The sequence below is a fragment of the Cellulosimicrobium sp. XJ-DQ-B-000 genome, assembly GCF_031119065.1.
GTDB lineage: Bacteria > Actinomycetota > Actinomycetes > Actinomycetales > Cellulomonadaceae > Cellulosimicrobium > Cellulosimicrobium funkei.
Map to the genome: position 1 here is coordinate 412,431 of NZ_JAVHYN010000002.1, position 19,605 is coordinate 432,035.

Annotated in this window: 19 protein-coding genes and 1 tRNA gene; 5 read left to right on the forward strand and 15 right to left on the reverse strand. The window is 75.5% G+C overall.

Going from position 1 to position 19,605, the window contains the following annotated elements; genetic code table 11:
- Window positions 1-39: 39 nt before the first annotated feature.
- Window positions 40-1,371 carry an enoyl-CoA hydratase/isomerase family protein gene (locus RDI86_RS05755; RefSeq protein WP_308820922.1) on the reverse strand — a complete coding sequence of 444 codons (1,332 nt, stop codon included), beginning with the start codon at window positions 1,369-1,371 and terminating at the stop codon, window positions 40-42.
- 106 nt (window positions 1,372-1,477) lie between these two features.
- On the opposite strand from RDI86_RS05755, the gene RDI86_RS05760 reads away from it, so the two are divergent.
- The 4 genes from RDI86_RS05760 (at window position 1,478) to RDI86_RS05775 (ending at window position 5,417) form a co-directional block, all read left to right on the forward strand.
- Window positions 1,478-2,455, forward strand: coding sequence for an alpha/beta hydrolase (locus tag RDI86_RS05760; RefSeq protein ID WP_308820923.1), 978 nt, complete (start codon window positions 1,478-1,480; stop codon window positions 2,453-2,455).
- Window positions 2,456-2,523: 68 nt separating this feature from the next.
- Window positions 2,524-3,201, forward strand: a complete 678-nt coding sequence (locus RDI86_RS05765; RefSeq protein ID WP_076403682.1) for a YitT family protein — start codon at window positions 2,524-2,526, stop codon at window positions 3,199-3,201.
- 33 nt (window positions 3,202-3,234) lie between these two features.
- On the forward strand, window positions 3,235-4,839 hold the full coding sequence (locus RDI86_RS05770; RefSeq protein WP_061267167.1) for an AlkA N-terminal domain-containing protein: 1,605 nt from the start codon (window positions 3,235-3,237) through the stop codon (window positions 4,837-4,839).
- Window positions 4,836-5,417, forward strand: coding sequence for a methylated-DNA--[protein]-cysteine S-methyltransferase (locus RDI86_RS05775; RefSeq protein WP_168944755.1), 582 nt, complete (start codon window positions 4,836-4,838; stop codon window positions 5,415-5,417). The genes RDI86_RS05770 and RDI86_RS05775 overlap by 4 nt, the downstream gene beginning before the upstream one ends.
- A gap of 27 nt (window positions 5,418-5,444) precedes the next feature.
- On the opposite strand, the gene RDI86_RS05780 is transcribed toward RDI86_RS05775, so the two are convergent.
- From RDI86_RS05780 to RDI86_RS05835, 12 genes are all read right to left on the reverse strand, one after another.
- On the reverse strand, window positions 5,445-5,987 hold the full coding sequence (locus tag RDI86_RS05780) for a DoxX family protein (protein WP_076403688.1): 543 nt from the start codon (window positions 5,985-5,987) through the stop codon (window positions 5,445-5,447).
- 135 nt (window positions 5,988-6,122) lie between these two features.
- On the reverse strand, window positions 6,123-7,148 hold the full coding sequence (locus RDI86_RS05785; RefSeq protein ID WP_308820924.1) for a CAP domain-containing protein: 1,026 nt from the start codon (window positions 7,146-7,148) through the stop codon (window positions 6,123-6,125).
- Window positions 7,149-7,234: 86 nt separating this feature from the next.
- A complete protein-coding gene (locus tag RDI86_RS05790; RefSeq protein WP_082774319.1) occupies window positions 7,235-8,227 on the reverse strand; it encodes a cation diffusion facilitator family transporter in 993 nt (330 codons plus the stop codon).
- A 58-nt stretch (window positions 8,228-8,285) separates the two neighbouring features.
- On the reverse strand, window positions 8,286-8,789 hold the full coding sequence (mnhG, locus tag RDI86_RS05795; RefSeq protein WP_308820925.1) for a monovalent cation/H(+) antiporter subunit G: 504 nt from the start codon (window positions 8,787-8,789) through the stop codon (window positions 8,286-8,288).
- A complete protein-coding gene (locus RDI86_RS05800; protein WP_061267170.1) occupies window positions 8,789-9,196 on the reverse strand; it encodes a monovalent cation/H+ antiporter complex subunit F in 408 nt (135 codons plus the stop codon). The genes mnhG and RDI86_RS05800 overlap by 1 nt, the downstream gene beginning before the upstream one ends.
- Entirely contained in the window at window positions 9,193-9,792 is a 600-nt protein-coding gene (locus tag RDI86_RS05805; protein WP_021482449.1) for a Na+/H+ antiporter subunit E, read from the reverse strand. Before RDI86_RS05805 ends, RDI86_RS05800 begins: the two co-directional genes overlap by 4 nt.
- Complete coding sequence (locus RDI86_RS05810) at window positions 9,789-11,402, reverse strand: Na+/H+ antiporter subunit D (RefSeq protein WP_308820926.1); 1,614 nt, start codon at window positions 11,400-11,402, stop codon at window positions 9,789-9,791. The genes RDI86_RS05805 and RDI86_RS05810 overlap by 4 nt, the downstream gene beginning before the upstream one ends.
- Window positions 11,399-12,001: a Na(+)/H(+) antiporter subunit C gene (locus RDI86_RS05815; protein ID WP_308820957.1), complete on the reverse strand. Its 603-nt coding sequence runs from the start codon at window positions 11,999-12,001 to the stop codon at window positions 11,399-11,401. The genes RDI86_RS05810 and RDI86_RS05815 overlap by 4 nt, the downstream gene beginning before the upstream one ends.
- An 11-nt stretch (window positions 12,002-12,012) precedes the next feature.
- Window positions 12,013-15,084, reverse strand: coding sequence for a Na+/H+ antiporter subunit A (locus tag RDI86_RS05820; RefSeq protein WP_076403696.1), 3,072 nt, complete (start codon window positions 15,082-15,084; stop codon window positions 12,013-12,015).
- Window positions 15,085-15,279: 195 nt separating this feature from the next.
- The gene (locus tag RDI86_RS05825; RefSeq protein ID WP_043653002.1) at window positions 15,280-16,350 is read right to left on the reverse strand and encodes a hypothetical protein; all 1,071 of its coding nucleotides are present in this window, start codon (window positions 16,348-16,350) and stop codon (window positions 15,280-15,282) included.
- Window positions 16,351-16,415: 65 nt separating this feature from the next.
- The gene (gene dcd / locus RDI86_RS05830; protein ID WP_034652708.1) at window positions 16,416-16,991 is read right to left on the reverse strand and encodes a dCTP deaminase; all 576 of its coding nucleotides are present in this window, start codon (window positions 16,989-16,991) and stop codon (window positions 16,416-16,418) included.
- Between the two features lie 176 nt (window positions 16,992-17,167).
- Window positions 17,168-17,740, reverse strand: a complete 573-nt coding sequence (locus RDI86_RS05835) for a TM2 domain-containing protein (protein ID WP_061267174.1) — start codon at window positions 17,738-17,740, stop codon at window positions 17,168-17,170.
- A 154-nt stretch (window positions 17,741-17,894) separates the two neighbouring features.
- Between RDI86_RS05835 and RDI86_RS05840 the strand changes: the two genes are divergently transcribed.
- Window positions 17,895-17,965, forward strand: a tRNA-Gly gene (locus RDI86_RS05840).
- Window positions 17,966-18,038: 73 nt separating this feature from the next.
- On the opposite strand, the gene RDI86_RS05845 is transcribed toward RDI86_RS05840, so the two are convergent.
- Both RDI86_RS05845 and RDI86_RS05850 read right to left on the reverse strand, forming a co-directional pair.
- Window positions 18,039-18,230 carry a hypothetical protein gene (locus RDI86_RS05845; RefSeq protein ID WP_043652996.1) on the reverse strand — a complete coding sequence of 64 codons (192 nt, stop codon included), beginning with the start codon at window positions 18,228-18,230 and terminating at the stop codon, window positions 18,039-18,041.
- A 53-nt stretch (window positions 18,231-18,283) separates the two neighbouring features.
- The gene (locus RDI86_RS05850) at window positions 18,284-19,564 is read right to left on the reverse strand and encodes an AGE family epimerase/isomerase (RefSeq protein WP_163188890.1); all 1,281 of its coding nucleotides are present in this window, start codon (window positions 19,562-19,564) and stop codon (window positions 18,284-18,286) included.
- Between the last annotated feature and the right edge of the window lie 41 nt (window positions 19,565-19,605).

Below are 19,605 nucleotides of genomic sequence, written 5' to 3' on the forward strand. Positions count from 1 at the left end.
CGGGAGACCGGGGGCGGGCCGTCGTGCGTCCGGGACCGCTCAGGACTCGACGGTGACCTCGACGACGTCGCCGACGGCGTCGAGCCGCACCGCGGGCCAGTAGCCGTCGAGGAAGTGCTCGCCGCACGTGTCGGCGAGGTGCACGACGACGCTCCCGTCCTCGTGCCGCTCCACGAGCTCGACGACGAGGTCGTCGTGCGCCGCGGCGAGCTCGTCGGGCGTCGGATCCCCCTCGCTGAAGCGGCGCACGACGGCCTCGACTGCGCGGCGCGCGAGCCGCGGGCCGAGGGCGTCGTCCCACAGCGCCTCCGCGGGCACGTAGGCGAGCGCCTCGGCGCCGAGCGCGGGGTCGACCTCCGCGAGCGTCGCGGGGCGCCACGACGGGTCGCGGTCCTTGTCGACCACCTGCGCGCGGATCCCCTCGACGAGGTCGGGCTGCGTGTCGACGAACCAGCAGACGAGCCCGTACTCCTGGGCGAGCGCCGCGCGGAGGTCGGGCAGGTCGCGCGCGCTGCGGACGGCCGCGAGCGCGACGGTGACCGCCGTGGACGACAGCCGTTCGAGCTCGTCCGCCTCCGCACCCGCGCGCTCGTCGCCGTCGGCGGCGGCCGCGCGCAGGCGCGCCACGATCTCCGGCACCGTGTCCGCCGCGTACGCGGCGTCGATCGCGGCGCGGCGCGCGACGAGCCCGGACACCGGCGCCGGGAGGGCGTGCCGCCGCACGACGTCGCGCACGGCCTCGACGTCGAGCGGGTCGACGCCCGCGCTCGCGAGCGCGGCGAGGTCCGCGCCGAGCACGGGCAGCCGCTCGCTCGGCACGTAGTGGTCGGCGAACCCGGCGTGGATCGCGTCGGCGGCGTCCATCGTCACCGCGCCGAGCGCGAGCATCTCCCCCAGCCGCCCGGGCGCGCGGGCGAGGAGCCACGACCCGCCGACGTCGGGCGTGAAGCCGATCCGCGTCTCGGGCATCGCGACGCGCGAGCGCTCGGTGACGACGCGGACCGGCGCGTGGGCCGCGAGGCCGACGCCGCCGCCCATGGTGATGCCGTCCATGATCGTCACGACGGGCACGGGCAGCTCCGCGAGCGCCGCGTCGACCGCGTACTCGCGCCGGAAGTACCGGCGCGCGTCGGCCTGCCGCCCGGCGACGACCGACGCGTGCAGCTCACGGATGTCGCCGCCCGCGCACAGGCCGCGGTCGCCCGCGCCGTCGAGCAGCACGAGCCGCACGGTCGGGTCGACGCGCCACTCGTCCAGCACGTCGGCGATCTCGCCGAGCATCGAGTACCCGAGCGCGTTGAGCGCGCGGGGCCGGTCCAGGGTGAGGTGCCCGACGCCGTCGTCGACGCGGGCGAGGATCTCGCTCGTCATCCGCGTCACGCTACCGCCCGTCGGCGTCCGCGGGCGCGCACGACGTGGGACCCTGGCACGGCAGAGGGGTCGGGCCGGCGGTGCCGGCGGCAGCGAGGAGGCGGCGGTGGACGAGGCGACGCGGACGGACGGGACCTGGCGGCCCGACGTGCTGGGCGGGGACTGGGTCGCGCGCGACCTCGACCTCCCGGACGGCGCGGTGGCGACCCTGGTGCGGCGCGACGCCGCGGCGCCCGCGGGCGACCGGCCCGCGGTGCTGTACGTGCACGGGTTCATCGACTACTTCTTCCAGACGCACGTCGCGGAGGCGGTCGAGGCGCGCGGGTACCGGTTCTACGCCGTCGACCTGCGCGGCTACGGGCGCTCGATCGGCCGCGGCTCGGGCGCGCCGTCGCGGCCCGACGACGACCCGAACTTCGTCACCGACCTCGCCGTCTACGCGCAGGACCTCGACGCGGCGGCGCGCGCGGTGCGCGCCGAGGGGCACGACCGGCTCGTGGTGCTCGGGCACTCGACCGGCGGTCTCCTCGCGAGCCTGTGGGCCGACGCGCGGCCCGGCCGGCTCGCGGCGCTCGTGCTCAACAGCCCGTGGTTCGACCTCAACAAGCCGTGGGTGTTCCGCGGCCCGGTGACGTGGGTGGTCGACGTCGTCGGGCGGGTCGCGCCGCGGCTCATCGTGGGTGCGCTCGACCCGCACTGGGCGGAGGCGCTGCACGCGAGCACCGGCGGCGAGTGGGACTTCGACCTCGCGTGGAAGCCGATCGAGGGGTTCCCGGTGCGCGCCGGGTTCCTGCGGGCGGTGCGCCGGGGCCACGCCCGCGTCGCACGCGGGCTGCACGTCGACTGCCCGGTGCTCGTGCTCGCGTCCGCGCGCAGCGGCCCGGCGTCGGGCTGGCACGACGCCCTGCTCACGACCGACAGCGTGCTCGACGTCGGGCACATCACGTCGCGCGCCGAGCGGCTGGGCGACGACGTCACGGTCGTCACGGTCGAGGGCGGCGCGCACGACCTGGCGCTCTCCCCCGAGCCCGCCCGGTCGACGTACCTGCGCGAGGTCCTCGACTGGCTCGACGCGCGCGTCTGAGCCGCGACGGTCTGCTCACCCCGGTCTCCGCGGTCGCGCCCGCGGGGACGCGCCCCTAGCGTCGCCGTGTGACCACGCGCGCACCTCGGACCCGCCCTTCCCACGTCGTGCTGCGCGCGGCCTGGGCGCTCGTCGGTGTGGCGGTGCTCGGCCTGGGGTCGGCGGTGCTGCTGTCCGCACAGGTCGGCGTGGATCCGTTCACCGCCGCGAACATCGGTGCGAGCACGCTGCTCGGGATCGACCTCGGCGTCTACCAGCTCGCGGTCAACGCGGTGCTGCTCGTCCCCGTCGTGGTGTGGGGGCGGACCTACATCGGTGTCGGGACGATCATCAACATGGTCATGACGGGATTCTTCGTCCAGTGGTTCTCCGCGCTCCTCGCCCCGCTCGTCCCGGACCCTCCGAGCCACCTCGTCCAGACCGGGCTGTTCGTCGTGGGGATCGTCCTGTTCACCGCGGGCGCGTCCGCGTACATGACGGCGGGCGTGGGGACCGCGCCGTACGACGCTGTCGCACCGATCGTCGTCGACCGCACGCGCGCGCGGTACCGCGTCGTCCGAGTCGCGCAGGACCTCGGGTTCCTCGGTCTGGCCGTCGCGCTGGGCGGCCCGGTCGGTGTCGGGACGGTCATGACCGCGTTCTTCGCCGGTCCGCTCATCGACTTCTTCACCGAGCGGGTGAACAAGCCCCTGCTCCGCCGCGCTCTGCCCGACGACGACCACAGCGTCGTGTCCGAATCCCGCTAGCCAGGGCGTGGTCCGGCGAGTGAGGATCGAGTCATGACGACGACCCTCGCGACGCCCCCGGCGACCACGGACCCCGTGTTCGCCGAGCGCTACCGCGCCATCGCGTCGCGCGACCGCCGCTTCGACGGGCAGTTCATCACCGCCGTGAGCAGCACCGGCATCTACTGCCGGCCGTCGTGCCCGGCGCGCACCCCGAAGCCCGAGAACGTCACCTTCTACCTCACCTCGGCCGCCGCCCACGAGGCCGGCTACCGCGCGTGCAAGCGCTGCCTCCCGGAGGCGGTGCCGGGCACGCCGAGCTGGGACCTCGGGCACGACCTCTCCGCCCGGGCCATGCGGCTCGTCGCGGACGGCGTCGTGGACCGCGAGGGCGTCGACGGCCTCGCCGCCCGCCTCGGGTACTCGGCCCGGCACGTGCACCGCGTGCTCGTCGCGGAGCTCGGCGCCGGCCCGGTCGCGCTCGCCCGCGCGCTGCGCGCCCAGACGGCGCGGGCGCTGCTCACGGGGACGGACCTGCGGCTCGCCGACGTCGCGTTCGCCGCCGGCTTCGGGAGCGTGCGGCAGTTCAACGACACGATCACCGAGGTCTTCGACACGACGCCGGGTGAGCTGCGGCGTCGGGCCCGACCGGACCGGGCGCCGTCGACCGGCGACCCGCGCCGCCCGCCCGCCGCAGCTCCCGCCGGGTCCACCGCGGACGACGGCGGCGCCACCGCCGCGCTCGACCTCACCCTTCCCCTGCGCGAGCCGTTCGACGCGCGCGGCGTGTTCGCGTTCCTCGCGGCGCGCGCCGTCGACGGCGTCGAGGTCGTCGACCTCGACGGCCCGCTGCTCTCCTACGCGCGGACGCTCGCGCTGCCGCACGGGCCGGGCGCGTTCCGGGCCACCTACGGGCCGCCGCCTGGGAGCCGACGGCGCGCACCGCGCTTCCACGTGGAGCTCGAGCTGACGTCCGTGGCCGACCTCCCGGCCGCGATCGCGCGCGTCCGGCGGCTGTTCGACCTCGACGCCGACCCGGCCGCCGTGGACGCGGCCCTCGCGGCGGACCCCGCGCTCGCCGCCTCGGTGCGCGCGGTGCCGGGTATCCGCGTCCCGGGGGCGGTGGACCCCGCCGAGATCCTCGTGCGCGCGCTCGTCGGGCAGCAGATCTCGGTCGCGGCCGCGCGGACGCACCTGTCGCGGCTCGCCGTCGCGCTCGGGACGCCCTTCGCGTCGCGGTTCGGGCCGACGCGCCTGTTCCCGACGCCCGCGCAGCTCGCCGCCGGGGGCGCGGACCACCTGCGCGGTCCCGCCCGGCGCACGGCCGCGGTGCTCGGCGTCGCGCACGCCCTCGCCGACGGGTCGCTCGCCCTCTCCCCGGCCGACGACCCCGCGGCCCAGCGCGCGGCGCTCGAGGCGATGCCCGGCGTCGGGCCGTGGACCTCCGGGTACGTGGCGATGCGCGTGCTGCACGACCCCGACGTCCTGCTCGACGGCGACCTCGCGCTCCGCGTCGGCGCCGCCGCGCTCGGCCTGCCCGACGACCGCCGCGCGCTCGCCGCCCGCGCCGAGCTCTGGGCGCCGTGGCGCTCGTACGCCGCGATGCACCTCTGGCGCGCCTCCGCGCCCACCCCGACCCCTGCGAAGGAGACCCCGTGACCACCGCACCCGCCCCGACCACCACCACCGCGACGGCAGGCACGAGCCCGGCCGCCACCACGACGCTCACCACGCCCGACGGCCCGTTCACGGTCGTCGTCGACGCCGCCGGCGCGGTCCTCGCGTCCGGCTGGACGGACGAGCCCGCGGACCTCGTCGCGCTCGTGCACCCCGGCCTGCGCCCGGCGACGGTCTCCCCCGTGCCCGACGGCGACCCCGCCGTCGCGACCGCCGTCGCCGCCGTCCGGGCCTACTACGCGGGCGACGTGCACGCGATCGACGCGGTCCCGGTACGGCAGGCCTCGGGCCCCTACCGCGCGCACGCGTGGGACGTGCTGCGCACGGTCGAGCCCGGCGACCCGGTGACCTACACCCGGTACGCCGAGCTGTCGGGGCGGCCCGCCGCCGTGCGCGCCGCCGCGGGCGCCTGCGCGATGAACGCGGCGGCCCTGTTCGTGCCCTGCCACCGCGTCCTGCGCACGGACGGCAGCCTCGGCGGCTTCCGCTACGGACTGGACGTCAAGCGCAGCCTCCTCGACCGCGAGGCCCGGGCGACCGTCTCTGCACCGGCGCGCTGAGCCCGGCGCGGACGGACCGGCCCGGCATCACGCCGCCGGAGCGCGCGCCGGCTCCGCGAGCGTGAACCGGGCCCCGAGCGTCGCCGCCGCCACCACCCCGGCGGCGGCGACGAGCACGACGTCCTTGAGCACGTACTGACCCATGAGGGTCATGCCGTCGCCGAACAGGTCGCCCGGGAAGAGCGCGACCGGGGAGAGGACGCCGGCCAGCGTGACGGCGAGCACGACGAGCCCGGCCCGCAGCGCACGACCGGTGAGGAGCGCGAGCCCGACCGCCGTCTCGACGACCGCCGTGAGGACCACGGCGGCGGTGCCGTCGACGAGGCCGAAGGTCAGCGCCTCGACCGTGCGGCGCACGATCTGCTCCGCCGGGCTCGCGCCCGGGAAGAACTTGAGCACCCCGAAGACGAGGAAGACGAGGCCGAGGGCGACCCGCAGGGCCGGCACGGACCAGGCGGCGAGGCGCTCGCAGAGCCCCTCGCGGAGCCGCCGGGCCGCGGCGCGCCGCGGCCCCTCCGCAGCGGGGGCGAGGGTGGACGGGGTCGGTGCGGCGGGTCCGGTGGGGGCCATTCTGAACTCCTCGTCGAGCAGTAGCGTTCCACTTTCCGGCGATAAGATAGCGGACCTGCGATATTCACCGCGCGTGGGGCTGCTCCCGCGAGACGCGGGACGGGCGGTGCGCCCGCCGCCGAGAGGGGCCGGGGCTCAGCCCCAGCCGAAGACCTGCGTCCACGCCCCGTTCGCGTGCCCGACGCCGATCTCCCGCAGGCCGCAGTTGAGGATGTTCGCGCGGTGGCCCGGCGAGTCCATCCACCCGCGCACCACGTCCTGGGCGGTCCGGTAGCCCTTCGCCACGTTCTCGGCGCCCGGGTTCAGGTAGCCCTGCGCGTGCGCCCGGTCCCACGGCGAGCGGCCGTCGAGGCTCGTGTGGTCCATGTACCCCTGCGCGTCCATGTCCTCGCTGTGGAGCTGCGCCGCGGCGGTGAGCCGGTCGTCGACGGCGAGCGGCTCGCACCCGGCGGCGGCCCGCTCCGCGTTCGTCAGCTCGACGACCGCCGCGCCCTCCGCCGTGAGCCCCCCGGGACCGGCTCCGCCCGGCGCCGCCGCCCCGGCGGCCGAGGCGGTCCCGGCAGCCGGCGCGGCGCCGTCGGCCGGCGCGGTGCCGGGCGTCGGGCCCGTCGCGGTCGCGCCGTCCGGGCCGGCCAGGTCCGCCGCGCCCTCGGCGGGCGGCACGTCCTCCGGCGTGGGCGTCGGCACTGCGTCGGCGGGAGGCTCCTCGGTCGCCGCGGCCGCGGGCGCGGTCGCCGCGGGCGGCGCGTCGTCGGCCCCGGGCGTGCCCGGCGCGGTCGGGGCGTCCGCGGGGAGGTCGTCGCGCGCGTCGGCCAGGGTGCGCGACGCGCGGTCGTCGCGCGGGTCGCGCCCCGCGAGCCACTCCTGCGGCGCGCTCCCCTGCCACGGGAGCGCCGCGACGACGGGGCCGAGCGGGCCCACGTGCTCGGGCCGGATCTCGCCCGTCACCGTCGCGGCCGTGAGGCCCAGCGGAGGGCCGAGCAGCAGGGCGGCGACGACACCCGTCGTCACCGCGACGCGCGGACCGGACCGCAGGTGTCGGGCGAACGGGCCGCCGCGCCGACGTGCGGGCGCGGCGGAGGACGCGGGCACAGGAGACGACTCGGGAGACGGCGCGGGCGCCGCCGCCGAGCGGTGCCGGGGCGTGCGCTGCGAGACCATCGCTCGACCCTACCCATGAGGACCGCGGATGTGTACCGCTTCGTCCGTTCTGCGCCCGTTCGACGGCGGGGGGGTCGGCCGCCAGGTCAGACGATCGACGGCTCCTCCGGGGCGGAGACCGTGAACACCGCGCCCGCGATGAGCGGCACGGACGTCACCCGGCGCTCGAGCTCGTCGAGCCGACGGGCGACGGACGTCTCGGACTCGTCGCCGCGCAGGTCCACGCTCGCCACGAGGTACAGCGCGCGCGGCCCGACGTACTCGAGCCGCAGGTACGTGACGCGCTCGACCTCCGGCAGGTCGCGGATGCCCGCGAGCACCGCGGCGCGGGTCGCCGGCATCGCCGCCTCCCCCACGAGGAACCGCCGGTTGCGGTCGATGAGCACGACGGACACCACCGCGAGGACGAGGCCGACGACGATCGACCCGACGGCGTCGGGCACGGGCGACCCGGTGAGCTGGTGGGCCAGGACGCCCCCGAACGCGACCACGAGGCCGATCAGCGCGGCGGCGTCCTCCGCGAACACCGCGCGCAGCGTCGGGTCCGACGTGACGAGCACGTGGTGCAGGGTGTCGCGGTCCGCCGCCCGCGCCTCGGCCCGCGCCTGCCGCCGGGCGCGCAGGAACGACACCCCCTCGAGCACGAACGCCAGGGCGAGGACCGCGTAGGCGACCACGAAGTCGTCCGCCGGCTGCGGGTGCACCAGCTCCTGGATGCCGTGCGTGATCGACACCCCCGCGCCGACCGCGAACAGCCCGATCGCCGCGAACATCGACCACACGTACGCCTCGCGGCCGAACCCGAGGGGGTGCTCGGTGTCCGCCGGGCGGCGCGAGCGCCGGTCGGCGACGAGGAGGAAGATCTCGTTGCCCGTGTCCGCCCACGAGTGGACGGCCTCCGCGAGCATCGACGCCGAGCCGGTCACCGTCGCGGCGACCGTCTTCGCGCCCGCGATGAGCGCGTTCGCGAGGAACGCGACGATCACCGTGACGGTGCTGTCGCCGCCGCCCTCCGGTCGCGCGACGCGCGGGTTGCGCGACTCCGGCTGCGGCGGGGCGGGCGTGGTGGCGTCGGGCATGCTGCCGGTCTACCAGCCACGTGCGGGACCCGCGCGCGGGACCGGGCGCGCGGCAGTGTCAGCGCGCCGGGCCCTCCGCGTCGGCGGGGCGAGCCGCGTCGTCGGGCCCGGGGTCGCCCGTGTCGGCGAGCTCGACGCCGCCGGTGGCGCCCGGCTCGCCGTGCGGGTCGGCGTCGTCGTGCTCGCCCGTGTCCTCGCGCTCGGCCGCCTCCTGGTCGCGCGTGAGCTCGTCGACGACGAGCAGGTCCGTGCGCACCTTGCCCGTGCGGTAGCCCGCACGGCCGACCATGTGCGCCGCGACGGGCGACGTGAGGAGCTGGAACACGACGACGAGGAACAGCGTCGCGACGGCTCCCCACGAGCGCAGCCGCAGGCTCAGGCCCGCGAGCACGAGGATCAGCCCGAGCACCTGGGGCTTGGTCGCCGCGTGCATGCGTGCCAGCAGGTCCGGGAACCGCACGACGCCCACGCCCGCGGCGAACGCGAGGAACGCGCCGCACAGGAGGAAGACCGCGGACACGACGTCGGCGATCGTGTCCCACAGGCCGGTGGTCGGGTCCATCAGCGCACCTCCCCGTCGGGCGCGCCGCCGTGGTGCTCGGCGTCGACCGCCGAGTCCCGGTCGGACTCCTCCGCCTCGCGGCGGGCGGCGTCCTCGGCGGCGATCTCCTCGGCCGTGCGGATGCGACCCTCGTCCTCGGGCTCGACCGACGCGAACCGCGCGATCGTCACCGAGCCCACGAACCCGACGAGCGAGAGCACGACGAGGATCGGGATCGTGTCCGTGCGCCGGGAGAACGCGGCCTCGAGCGCGATCGCCCCGACGAGGGTCGTGGTAAAGACGTCGAGCGCGATCGTGCGGTCGAGCATCGACGGCCCGCGCTCGGCGCGCGCGACGGCGAGGCTCGCCCCCGCGGCGAGCAGCACGGCGCTCACCACGACGATCACGAGGTAGACGGTGTCGCTCATGCCTCGGCCACCTCTCGCGCGGACGGGACGTCGTACAGGCCGGCGGCCCGCAGCTCGTCGTTCGACGCGAACGCGTGCAGCACGCGCGCCTCGAGCGCGAGCGTGTCCTCGCGGACCTTCTCCACGCCGCCCGCGGTCTCGACGTCGAGCACGTGCAGGTAGAGCATCCCGGTGAGGCGGTGCGCCTCGACGACGATCGAGCCGGGCACGAGCGACGACAGCTCGGCCGTGATGGTCAGGTAGATGTCGGACGGGTTCCGCAGCCGCACGCCCACGACGGCGCCGCGCGGCGTGTGCCGCGGGTTCAGCGCGAGGAGGCTCACCTGGAACGACGCGACGACCAGGTCGGAGACGAAGCGCCCCACGAGCACGAGGAACGGCCACGGCCGGAACTTCCCGCGCGCCGCGATCGACGGCAGCGGGAAGAACGTGATGACGGCGAACCCGATGAGGACGCCCGCGAGCACGTTGCCCACGGACAGGTCGCCCCAGAGCATGACCCAGACGATCGTCAGCCACAGGACGGTGCGCCACTGCGTGGTGACGCGGGCGAACCAGCCGGAGGCGAGCGCGCGGCGGCGGCGGTGCAGGCTCATCCGTCCGCACCTCCGCCCGTGCCGGCCGGTTCGGAACCGGCGGGTTCCGTGCCGTCGCTCTCGCCCGTCGCGACCTCGTTCGACTCGCCCTGGCCGCGGTCGGAGTCGCCGGGGAACACGGCGTCGACGTACGTGTGGCCGTCGAGCAGCGTCGCGGCGGCGCGCTCGGTGTACGAGTAGAGCGGGCCCGCGACCACGGTGAGCGCGAGGCCGAAGGCGACGAGCGCCGTCGCCGGGCCCACCATGCCGCGCGGCAGGCGCGCGTCCGCGGGGATCTCGACGGGCGCCGTCTGCCAGAAGGCCTTGTTCCACGCCTTGACGATCGCGTACAGCGTGAGCAGCGACGTCACGACGGACCCCACCACGAGCGCCCACGTGAGCGGCGTGCCCTGGGCGACGCCCTCCTCGAGGAGGCCGACCTTGCCGAGGAAGCCCGACAGCGGCGGGATGCCCGCGAGGTTCATCGCCGGGATGAAGAACAGGATGGCCAGCCCGGGCGCGAGCTTGGCGAGCCCGCCGAGCCGGTCGAGCGACGTCGACCCGCCGCGGCGTTCCACGAGGCCGACGACGAGGAACAGCGTCGTCTGCACCGTGATGTGGTGCACCACGTAGAAGATCGCGGCCGCCATGCCCGGCTCGGACGCGAGCGCGATGCCGAAGATCATGTAGCCGATGTGGCTCACGAGCGTGAACGACAGCAGTCGCTTGATGTCGTTCTGCGCGACGGCGCCGAGGATGCCGACGACCATGGTCAGCAGCGCGAGCCACATGAGGACGTCGTCGACGACGCTGTCCTCGGGGAAGAGCAGCGTCTGCGTGCGGATGATCGCGTAGACGCCCACCTTGGTGAGCAGGCCCGCGAAGACCGCGGTGACGGGCGCGGGCGCCGTCGGGTAGGAGTCGGGCAGCCATGCGGACAGCGGGAAGATCGCCGCCTTGATGCCGAACGCGAGCAGCAGCAGGAGCTGGATCGCGAGCGCCGTCCCGGGGTCGATCTCCGCGTACCGCTCCGAGAGCTGGGCGAGGTTGACCGTGCCGGTCGCGGCGTAGGTCAGCGCGATCGCGACGAGGAAGACGATCGAGGAGAGCAGCGCCACGACCACGTAGATCGACCCGGCGCGGATGCGCTCGCCCGTGCCGCCGAGCGTGAGGAGCACGTAGCTCGCGGCGAGGAAGATCTCGAACCCGACGTAGAGGTTGAACAGGTCGCCCGAGAGGAACGCGTTGAACACGCCCGCCGCGAGCACCATGAACGTCGGGTGGTAGATGGCGACCGGCGCCTCCTCGTCGCCGTCCGCCACGCCCTGCGCGAGCGAGTACAGCAGGACGCACAGCATGACGAAGCTCGACACCACGAGCATGAGCGACGAGAGCCGGTCCGCGACGAGGTCGATCCCGACGGGCGCCGCCCAGCCGCCGACGTCGACGACGATCGGCCCCGAGTCGGCCGCGACCAGGAGGCCGACGGACGCCGCGAGGACGAGCGCGAGCGCGGCCACGGTGATGATGCGCTGGGCGCGCGGGTGGCGCCAGAGCGCGAGCGCGAGGCCGGCCGCGACGAGCGGCAGGACGACGGGGAGCGGGACGAGGGCCGCGGCGGTGAGGCTCATCGCGGCTCCTTCCCGTCGGTCCGTCGGTCGTCAGGTTGTGCGTCGTCCCGGGCGTCGGAGCCGACGGTGCGGCCGTCCGTCGCGTCCCCGGCGTCCTGGCCCGCCGGGCCCGACGGCGGTTCCTCGCCGTCCGTGACGCCGTCGCCGTCGCCGTCGGTCTCGTCGCGGACCTGGGCGGCCTCGTCGTCCAGGGTGGCGCCGCTCTCCTCCGTGTCCGCGTCCTCGAACGCGGGCGCGTTGCGCGCGGCGTGCCGCGCGACGCGGCGGTCCTCGAGGTCGTCCTGCACCTCGTCGTGGCCGTGGAGCTGCCACGAGCGGTAGGCCATCGCGAGCACGAACGCCGTGATGCCGAGCGTGATGACGATGGCCGTGAGGACCATCGCCTGGACGAGCGGGTCGCTCATGTCCTCCTCGGGCGTCGTGCCGATGAGCGGCGCGCCCCCGGCGCGCCCGCCGGCGACGAGGAAGAGCAGGTTGGCGCCGTTCCCCATGAGGATGAACCCGAGCAGGACGCGGGTCAGGCTCCGCTCGAGGAGCAGGTAGACGCCCGCGGCGAACAGCACGCCGATCGCGAGGACGAGGACGACGCTGGGCGTCATGTCGATGACGTTCACCGGCGGCCACCTCCGATCGAGTCGGGCTCCATGGCCTCGAACGGCCCCGTGTCCTCGCCGGGCTCGCGGCCCGCGGCGGCGCGTTCCGCGTGCCGGTCGATCTCGGCGCCGAGCGTGCGCAGGATGTCGAGGACGAGACCCACGACGACGAGGAACACGCCGACGTCGAAGAACAGCGACGTCACGAGGTGGATCTCCCCGACGAGCGGGAGCGCGAGGTCGTAGGCCTCGCTGCCGAGCACGTTGCCGGTGAGCAGGAACGCGACGAGCCCCACGCCCGCGGACAGGAACAGGCCCGTCCCGAGGAGCAGACCGGGGTGGACGGGCGCGGCCTCGCCGAGCTCGTACCGCCCGCCCGCGAGGTAGCGCACGATGAGCGCGATGCCCACGACGAGCCCCGCCGCGAACCCGCCGCCCGGCGCGTTGTGGCCGGAGAACAGCAGGAAGAGCGCGAAGACGATCATGGCGTGGAACAGCACGCGCGTGACGACCTCGAAGATCACCGAGCGCCGTTGCGGCGCGAGTGTGCGGCCGGCGCTCAGCCACACGAGCATGCGCGGCTGGTCCTTCTCCGTGACCCCGCGGCGGCGCAGCGCGGCACCCGGGTCGTCGGTGTCGCTCCAGACGCCGGAGCCGGTGGCCGTGGTCGCGGGCCGGGCCCCCGACGCGCGCAGGATCTCGCCGCTGCGCGAGCGCAGGAACACGAGCGACGCGACGCCCGTCGCGGCGGCCAGGAGGACGGAGATCTCGCCCATCGTGTCCCACGCGCGGATGTCCACGAGGGTCACGTTGACGATGTTCTTGCCGTGCCCGAACTCGTAGGCCTCGGCCGGGAAGTCCACCGAGATGGGCGTCGCGACGCGCGCGAGCGGCGCGACGAGCGCGAAGCCCATCATGACGACGGCCACCGCGAGGCCGATGCCCAGGCGGACCCACCGGCTCGCCGCGAGCGGCCGGTTCGAGAAGTACGCGGGCAGGCGCCGCAGCACGAGCACCATGACGACGAGCGTGATCGTCTCGACGAGGACCTGCGTGAGCGCGAGGTCGGGCGCGCCGTGCAGGAGGAAGAGGACGGCGTTGCCGTACCCCGCGATCCCGACGAGGATCACGGCCTTGAGCCGGCGGCGCGAGCGCGCGGCGAGCACCGAGGCGATGCAGATCGCGGCGACGGCGACGAGCTGCGCGGGACGGTCCCAGGCCCGGAGCTGCTCGGGCCACGCGGTCTGCGCGACCATGACGACGCCCGGGCCGAGCACGAGGACCACGAGGATCGCGCCGAGGTAGAACGGGAGCGAACCACGCTGCGTGACGGCCGTGATGTCGGCGGCCAGGTCGTCGAGCTTGCGCATGACCTTGCGGTACGTGACGTCGGCCTCGGGCCCCGTCCACAGCGACGCCTGGAACCGCTCGACGCGCGACCGCTGCCAGAACAGCACGACGCCGACCGCGAGCACGAGGACCGTCAGGGCGAGCGCGGGCGTGAAGCCGGCCCACAGGACGAGGTGCCCGGGCTCGCCGACGGGGTACGTGTCCGCGTACGGGGCGAGGAGGTCCTCGCCGAAGTGCGGCACGAGCGCCGTCGCGAGGCCGAGGACCGCGAGCACGACGGCCGGGCCCACGAGCAGGAACGGCTGGCGGTGGATACGCGCCGGGTCGATCGGCGGCTCCTCGGCCTCGACGACCGGGCGGCGCGCGGTGCCGGTACCGGCGCCGGCGCCCCACGCCTTCTCGTGCGCGTTGGCGCGCGCGGGCGACCGGCCGAGGTGCGGCTTGGACGCGAACGCGCCCCACCAGAAGCGCAGGCCGTACGCGACCGTGAACATCGAGCCGACGACGACCGACCACAGCACGACCGTGTCGACCCACACCGGCCCCTCGCCGTGCAGGAGCGACTCGAGCGCCGCCTCCTTCGCGACGTACCCGGCGAACGGCGGCAGCCCGATCATCGACGCGGTGGCGAGCCCGCCCGCGACGGCGGTCCACGGCAGGGCCTTGCCCACGCCCGTGAGGCGGCGCAGGTCGCGCGTGCCGGCCGCGGCGTCGACCACGCCGACGACGAGGAACAACGAGGCCTTGAACATCGCGTGGGCGCCGATCATGGCGAGCCCGGCGAGCGCGGCGCCGCGCGTGCCGAGGCCCACGAGCAGGATGATGAGGCCGAGCTGGCTCACGGTGCCGAACGCGAGGACGAGCTTGAGGTCGTACTGCCGCAGCGCGCGGTAGCCGCCCACGAGCAGGGTGCCCGCGCCGAGCACGACGACGAGCGTGCGCCAGACCGTCGTGTCCGAGTAGGCGGGCGCGAAGCGCGCGACGAGGTAGACACCGGCCTTGACCATCGCGGCCGCGTGCAGGTAGGCGCTCACCGGCGTGGGCGCCGCCATCGCGGCGGGGAGCCAGAAGTGCAGCGGGATGAGCGCGGACTTGCTCGCCGCGCCCACGAGGAGGCAGACGATCGCGGCGGTCACGGCGCCGCCCGTCGGGGGGTCCGCGATGATCTCGGACATGCGGAACGTCCCGCCCTGGACGCCGAGGATCACGACCCCCACGAGCATGGCGAGGCCGCCCGCGGTGGTGAGGATGATCGCCTGCATGGCGGCACGACGGCTCGCCTTGCGGTCGGCGTAGTGGCCGATCAGCAGGTACGAGAAGACGGTCGTGAGCTCCCAGAACACGAACAGGAGCAGCATGTCGTCCGCGGTGACGAGCCCGACCATCGCTCCCGCGAACGCGGTGAGGACGCCGCCGAACCGCCGCAGGCCCTGCGCGGTGGGCGAGAAGTAGGCCGAGCAGTAGACGAGGACGAGGGCGCCCACGCCGCCGACGAGCAGCAGCATGAGCCACGACAGCGTGTCCATGCGGAAGGCGAGCTCGAGCCCCAGCCCGGGCACCCACTCGATGACCTGCGTCGGGTGCTCCCCCGACATCACGCGGTCGGTCCAGGCGAGCGCGTAGGCCGCCGCGGACGCCGGCGCGAGCGCCATGACGAGGAACGCCCGGCGGCCGAGGAACGAGACGAGTGCAGGCGCGCCCAGTGCCATCACGAGATGGGCAAGGAGCACGTAGAGCACGGGCCGCTCCGTCCGGGTCGGGGGCGGGTGGGCGAAGTTCTTGCTGGACTTGTCATCGCCGCGCCCGGGCGGGGGGAAGCCGCAGGGCACGACAGTTCACGGCGCCGACGAGGCCGGGCCGAGAACCATTTTACCGACTCCTCAGCCGTGCGGGGCGCCCGTAGCCCCGTCCGTGACCGATTCCTCAGTAGGCCGTCACAGATCCTCGGGGTCCACGAGGAACTCCGCCTCGTCCGCGATCTCCCCGCCGACCGCCTGGTGCAGCGTCCGCGTGACCTGCGTGACCACCTCCGCGGCGCGCTTGCGCGCGATCTGGTGGTCGAGCGACGGCTGCTCCCGCTGGGACTCCGCGAGGTCCTGCGGCTCCCAGCGCACGCGGTAGCTCACCGCCCCGCCCACCGTCCACGGCAGCCCGCGCAGCAGGAGGGGCAGCGCCTCCTCGCCGCCGACCTCGACCGCGACGAGCCCGTCCATGCCCAGGTCGACGAGGAGGCCGTACCCGTCGAGCACCGCACCGGCGGTCAGCGCCTTGATGTCGACGTCGTCCGCCGCGGCGTGCAGCGCGCGCCGCAGCTCGGGGTCCATCTTCTCGCCCGGGTAGAGCGGCAGCTCCGCGATGCCCTTCGGCGGCCCCTCGTACGGCTTGCCCTCCGTCGCGAGCCGCGTGCGGGGGTGGAGCCGGCCGACGAGCGCGAGCGCGGCGTGCGGGTCGAGCCACACGTCCGAGTACAGCGTCATGTCGACGGCGACGCCCGGGTCCGGCGTGAGGACGACGCCCGCCCCCGCCGGGTTGCCGACGTCGGTCCGGACCGACCCGCCGAGGCGGCGCGCCGCCGCGACGAGGAACGCGACCACGCGCTCCTCCTCCCGGACCGGCAGGCCGCCGGGGAACGCGCGCCCGACGCCGTCCCGGTCCCCGCCGCCCGGGTAGGGGACGTCCCCGCGCTCGCGGGGACAGACGACGTCGAACACGAGCGCGGTGCCCGGCACGCCCGAGCCGGGGCCCGCGTACGGGCCGGTGAGCGTCGTGTGGCGCGACGTGCGCAGGACCCCCGGCTCGCCCGGCCGCGCGGTGCGCGCGGGCGGCACGAGGGGCTCGGTGCCCTCCGGCGCGACGTCCCAGCGCGCGCCCGCGAACCGCGAGAGCGCGAGCGTCTCGACCTCGTCCACGTGGACGTCGGCGGGCAGCCCCAGCACGTGCCGCGCCTGGTAGGACTGCGCGGCGCCGGGCCCGGCGGGGTGCGGCAGCGGCGGGAGCGGGCTCATGCGGTGCGGTCCTCCGGTCCTCGGGTCCTGCGGGGTCGAGCGGCGTCCGACGCGGCGGGCCGCGCTCAGACGTCGGTGCGGTGGAAGTTCTGCCACGAGCGGGAGGCCGTCGGGCCGCGCTGGCCCTGGTAGCGGGAGCCGTAGACGCTGGAGCCGTACGGGTTGTCGGCGGGCGAGGACAGCCGGAAGAAGCACAGCTGGCCGATCTTCATGCCCGGCCACAGGGTGATCGGCAGCGTCGCCACGTTGCTCAGCTCGAGCGTCACGTGCCCGGAGAAGCCCGGGTCGATGAACCCCGCCGTGGAGTGCGTGAGGAGGCCCAGGCGGCCCAGGCTCGACTTGCCCTCCAGGCGCGCCGCCACGTCGTCGGGCAGCGTGACCGTCTCGAACGTGGACCCGAGCACGAACTCCCCGGGGTGGAGCACGAACGGCTCGGCCGGGTCGACCTCGACGAGCCGCGTGAGGTCGGGCTGGTCCTGCGACGGGTCGATGAAGGGGTACTTGTGGTTGTCGAACAGCCGGAAGAACCGGTCGAGGCGCACGTCGATGCTCGACGGCTGGAGCATCGCCGGGTCGTACGGCTCGAGCTGGACGCGGCCGGCGTCGAGCTCGGCCCGGATGTCGCGGTCGGAGAGCAGCACGGGCCCACGCTAGCCGACGCCGGAGCGTGCCCGGACCGGGCTCCGCACCGTGGATCGGCGCCCTGGATCGGCACCCCCGACCGGCGCCCTGGGTCAGCGCGGGCCGAGCGCCGTCGGGCGCGGGGCCGCGCCGGCTCGTCGTCGAGGCGGCGCGGCCCCCGCCCGCGGACGGGAGGTCAGGCGCGCAGCGGGCGGCCCGTCGAGTCCACGGAGTAGTAGCCCGTCTTCGAGGTCAGGTAGAGGATGCCCTCGACCAGGCCCCAGATCGCGATGACCGGCGCCGCGAACCCGAAGGACAGCACCGACACGAGCAGCATCGTCAGGCCGATGCCGGTGTACCCGAGGTAGAAGCGGTGGATGCCGAGGCTGCCGACGAGGATGCCCAGCAGGCCCGCGGCGAGGCGCGACTTCGCCTGGGGGTCGTACGCCGGGTCGTAGCCGGGCTGGCCGTACGCGCCGGGCTGACCGTAGGCGCCGGGCTGCGCGTAGCCCGGCTGCTGGCCGTATCCCTGCTGGGCGTAGCCCGGCTGCGGGGCGGAGCCGTAGCCCTGGTCGGGCGTCGGCTGTCCGTAGCCCGGAGCACCCGGCGTCCCGTACGCCTGCTGGCCGTACGCGTCACCGGCCCCGGGCTGCTGGCCGGAGCCCGGCGTCGGGCCCGACGGCGTGGCGGGGCCGCCGTAGACCGGGTCGCCGGGGGCGGGGCTCCCCTGCGACGGGTCGGGCTGCTGCTGGTACGGGTTCTCGGACAAGGCGGCTCCTCGGGCGGCGCGCCGCTCGTCGGCGCGGGACTGGTCGTGGTGCGGGCGGTTCTGGCATCACCGGCGTCGTCCGCTATGATCGGGTCGCGCGCTGGTTCGCCGAGGATCCTCCCAGAGGGCCCGGGGCGGACGCCACCGGCGCCGCGCGGGTGTAGTTCAATGGTAGAACTTCAGCTTCCCAAGCTGATAGCGCGGGTTCGATTCCCGTCACCCGCTCAGCCTGCGAGAGCCCCGCACCGGTCCGGTGCGGGGCTCTCGTCGTCGTGGGCCTCAGGCCGGACGCGCTTCGTCACGGCCACGCCGCCAGCAGATCGTCTGCCGTCCACACCCGGGACAGGCGCAGATCGCCCTCGGTGGCGACGTCACGCGCGGCGAAGAGCGTGCGGGCGTGCCACCGGACGCTCCCGACGAACACGGAACCCCCCTCAAGAAAACGATTCTTGATGGGGGTGTCGTCGCCGAGCCCGAGGTCGCGCGCCACGGCGACGGTGACGTGGCGCGCGACCCCGGCCTCGGCGGTCCGAGGCCCGGGCGTCAGCCCAGGATGCTGCCCGCGGCCTTGGCCGAGGCGGCGAGGGAGCCGGTGAGCGGCAGGTCGGGCAGGATCACGGCCTGGGCCGCGTGGTAGACGTCGGGCTTGCCGACCCACGTGACGCCGTCGGGCCGGTTGGCGGTGTCGAGCTCGTGGTGCCACGACCCGCGCTCGTGGTCGACGAGGTGCTCGTCGATCCACGCCCACCAGCCCGCGGCGGCCTCGGCGAACCGGGGGTCGCCCGTGACGCGGCCCAGCACGTCGGCGGCCGCGACGGCCTCCGCCGCGACCCAGTGGTAGCGCCGGGGCTCGACCGGCGTGCCCGACCAGTCGACCGTGTACACGAAGCCGCCGCCGTGCTCGCCGTCCCAGCCGTCCGCGACGGCCCGGTCGAAGAGGGCGACCGCCGCGTCGGTGCGGGCGCCGGGGGTCCCGGCCGCGACGTCGACCTGGAGCAGCAGGCGTGCCCACTCCAGGCCGTGGCCCGGCGTCGACCCGTAGGGCTTGAAGGGGTCGCGGGGGCGGTCCGCGTTGTAGTCCGGCAGGGGGTTCCAGCCGGCGTCGAAGTGCTCGGGGATGCGCCAGTCGTTCTCGCGCGCCCACCCCACGACGCGGTCCGCGACCGACGCCGCGCGCGCGAGCCACTCGGGGTCGCCCGTCGCGTCGTGCGCGGCGAGGAGCGCCTCGACGGAGTGCATGTTCGCGTTGACGCCGCGGTACTCGTCGAGCACGGTCCAGTCGCGCGACCACTCGTCGGCGTGCATGCGCGGCCCGGGCTCCCAGAACCGCTCGTCGAGCACGGCGAGCGCCGCGTCGAGCAGCTCGCGCGCACCCTCGCGGCCCGCGATCGTGCCCGACGCCGCGGCGAGCACCACGAACGCGTGCGCGTAGGCGCTCTTCGTCCCGTCCACCGGGACGGCCTCGCCCGCCGCCGGGTCGTGGCCGTCGCCCGGGCGCCGCGCGGGGCCGCGCGACGAGACCCAGCCACCGTTCTCGGCGTCGACGAGCACCGCCCGCAGCCCGTGCAGCGCGGCGTCGGCCCGCTCCCCCGCGCCCGGCACGCCGAGGAGCGACGCGAACGCGTACACGTGCGCCATGCGCGACGTGATCCACGTGTGCACCGGCTGCGACAGGTCGGGGCGCCCGTCGTCGTCGAGCCACTGCGCGGCGCCGTCCGCGCGCAGCGACGCCTCGCCGAAGCGCAGCAGGTCGGCGAGCTGCTCGCGACGCCAGCGCCGCAGGTCGGTCGCTGGCGTGGGCTGCTCGGTCGGGTGCTCGGTCATCTCTCGGTCCTTCTCGTGCTGGGTGCGGGGCGCCGCACCGG

Coding starts and splice junctions, on each gene's coding strand:
- RDI86_RS05770 (WP_061267167.1), top strand. CDS start 3,235: ATGACGACGACCCTCGCGACGCCCCCGGCGACCACGGACCCCGTGTTC.
- RDI86_RS05790 (WP_082774319.1), bottom strand. CDS start 8,227: ATGCCCGACGCCACCACGCCCGCCCCGCCGCAGCCGGAGTCGCGCAAC.
- RDI86_RS05805 (WP_021482449.1), bottom strand. CDS start 9,792: ATGAGCCTGCACCGCCGCCGCCGCGCGCTCGCCTCCGGCTGGTTCGCC.
- RDI86_RS05785 (WP_308820924.1), bottom strand. CDS start 7,148: ATGGTCTCGCAGCGCACGCCCCGGCACCGCTCGGCGGCGGCGCCCGCG.
- RDI86_RS05815 (WP_308820957.1), bottom strand. CDS start 12,001: ATGACGCCCAGCGTCGTCCTCGTCCTCGCGATCGGCGTGCTGTTCGCC.
- RDI86_RS05850 (WP_163188890.1), bottom strand. CDS start 19,564: ATGACCGAGCACCCGACCGAGCAGCCCACGCCAGCGACCGACCTGCGG.
- RDI86_RS05755 (WP_308820922.1), bottom strand. CDS start 1,371: ATGACGAGCGAGATCCTCGCCCGCGTCGACGACGGCGTCGGGCACCTC.
- mnhG (WP_308820925.1), bottom strand. CDS start 8,789: ATGGACCCGACCACCGGCCTGTGGGACACGATCGCCGACGTCGTGTCC.
- RDI86_RS05810 (WP_308820926.1), bottom strand. CDS start 11,402: ATGAGCCTCACCGCCGCGGCCCTCGTCCCGCTCCCCGTCGTCCTGCCG.
- RDI86_RS05800 (WP_061267170.1), bottom strand. CDS start 9,196: ATGAGCGACACCGTCTACCTCGTGATCGTCGTGGTGAGCGCCGTGCTG.
- RDI86_RS05825 (WP_043653002.1), bottom strand. CDS start 16,350: ATGAGCCCGCTCCCGCCGCTGCCGCACCCCGCCGGGCCCGGCGCCGCG.
- RDI86_RS05780 (WP_076403688.1), bottom strand. CDS start 5,987: ATGGCCCCCACCGGACCCGCCGCACCGACCCCGTCCACCCTCGCCCCC.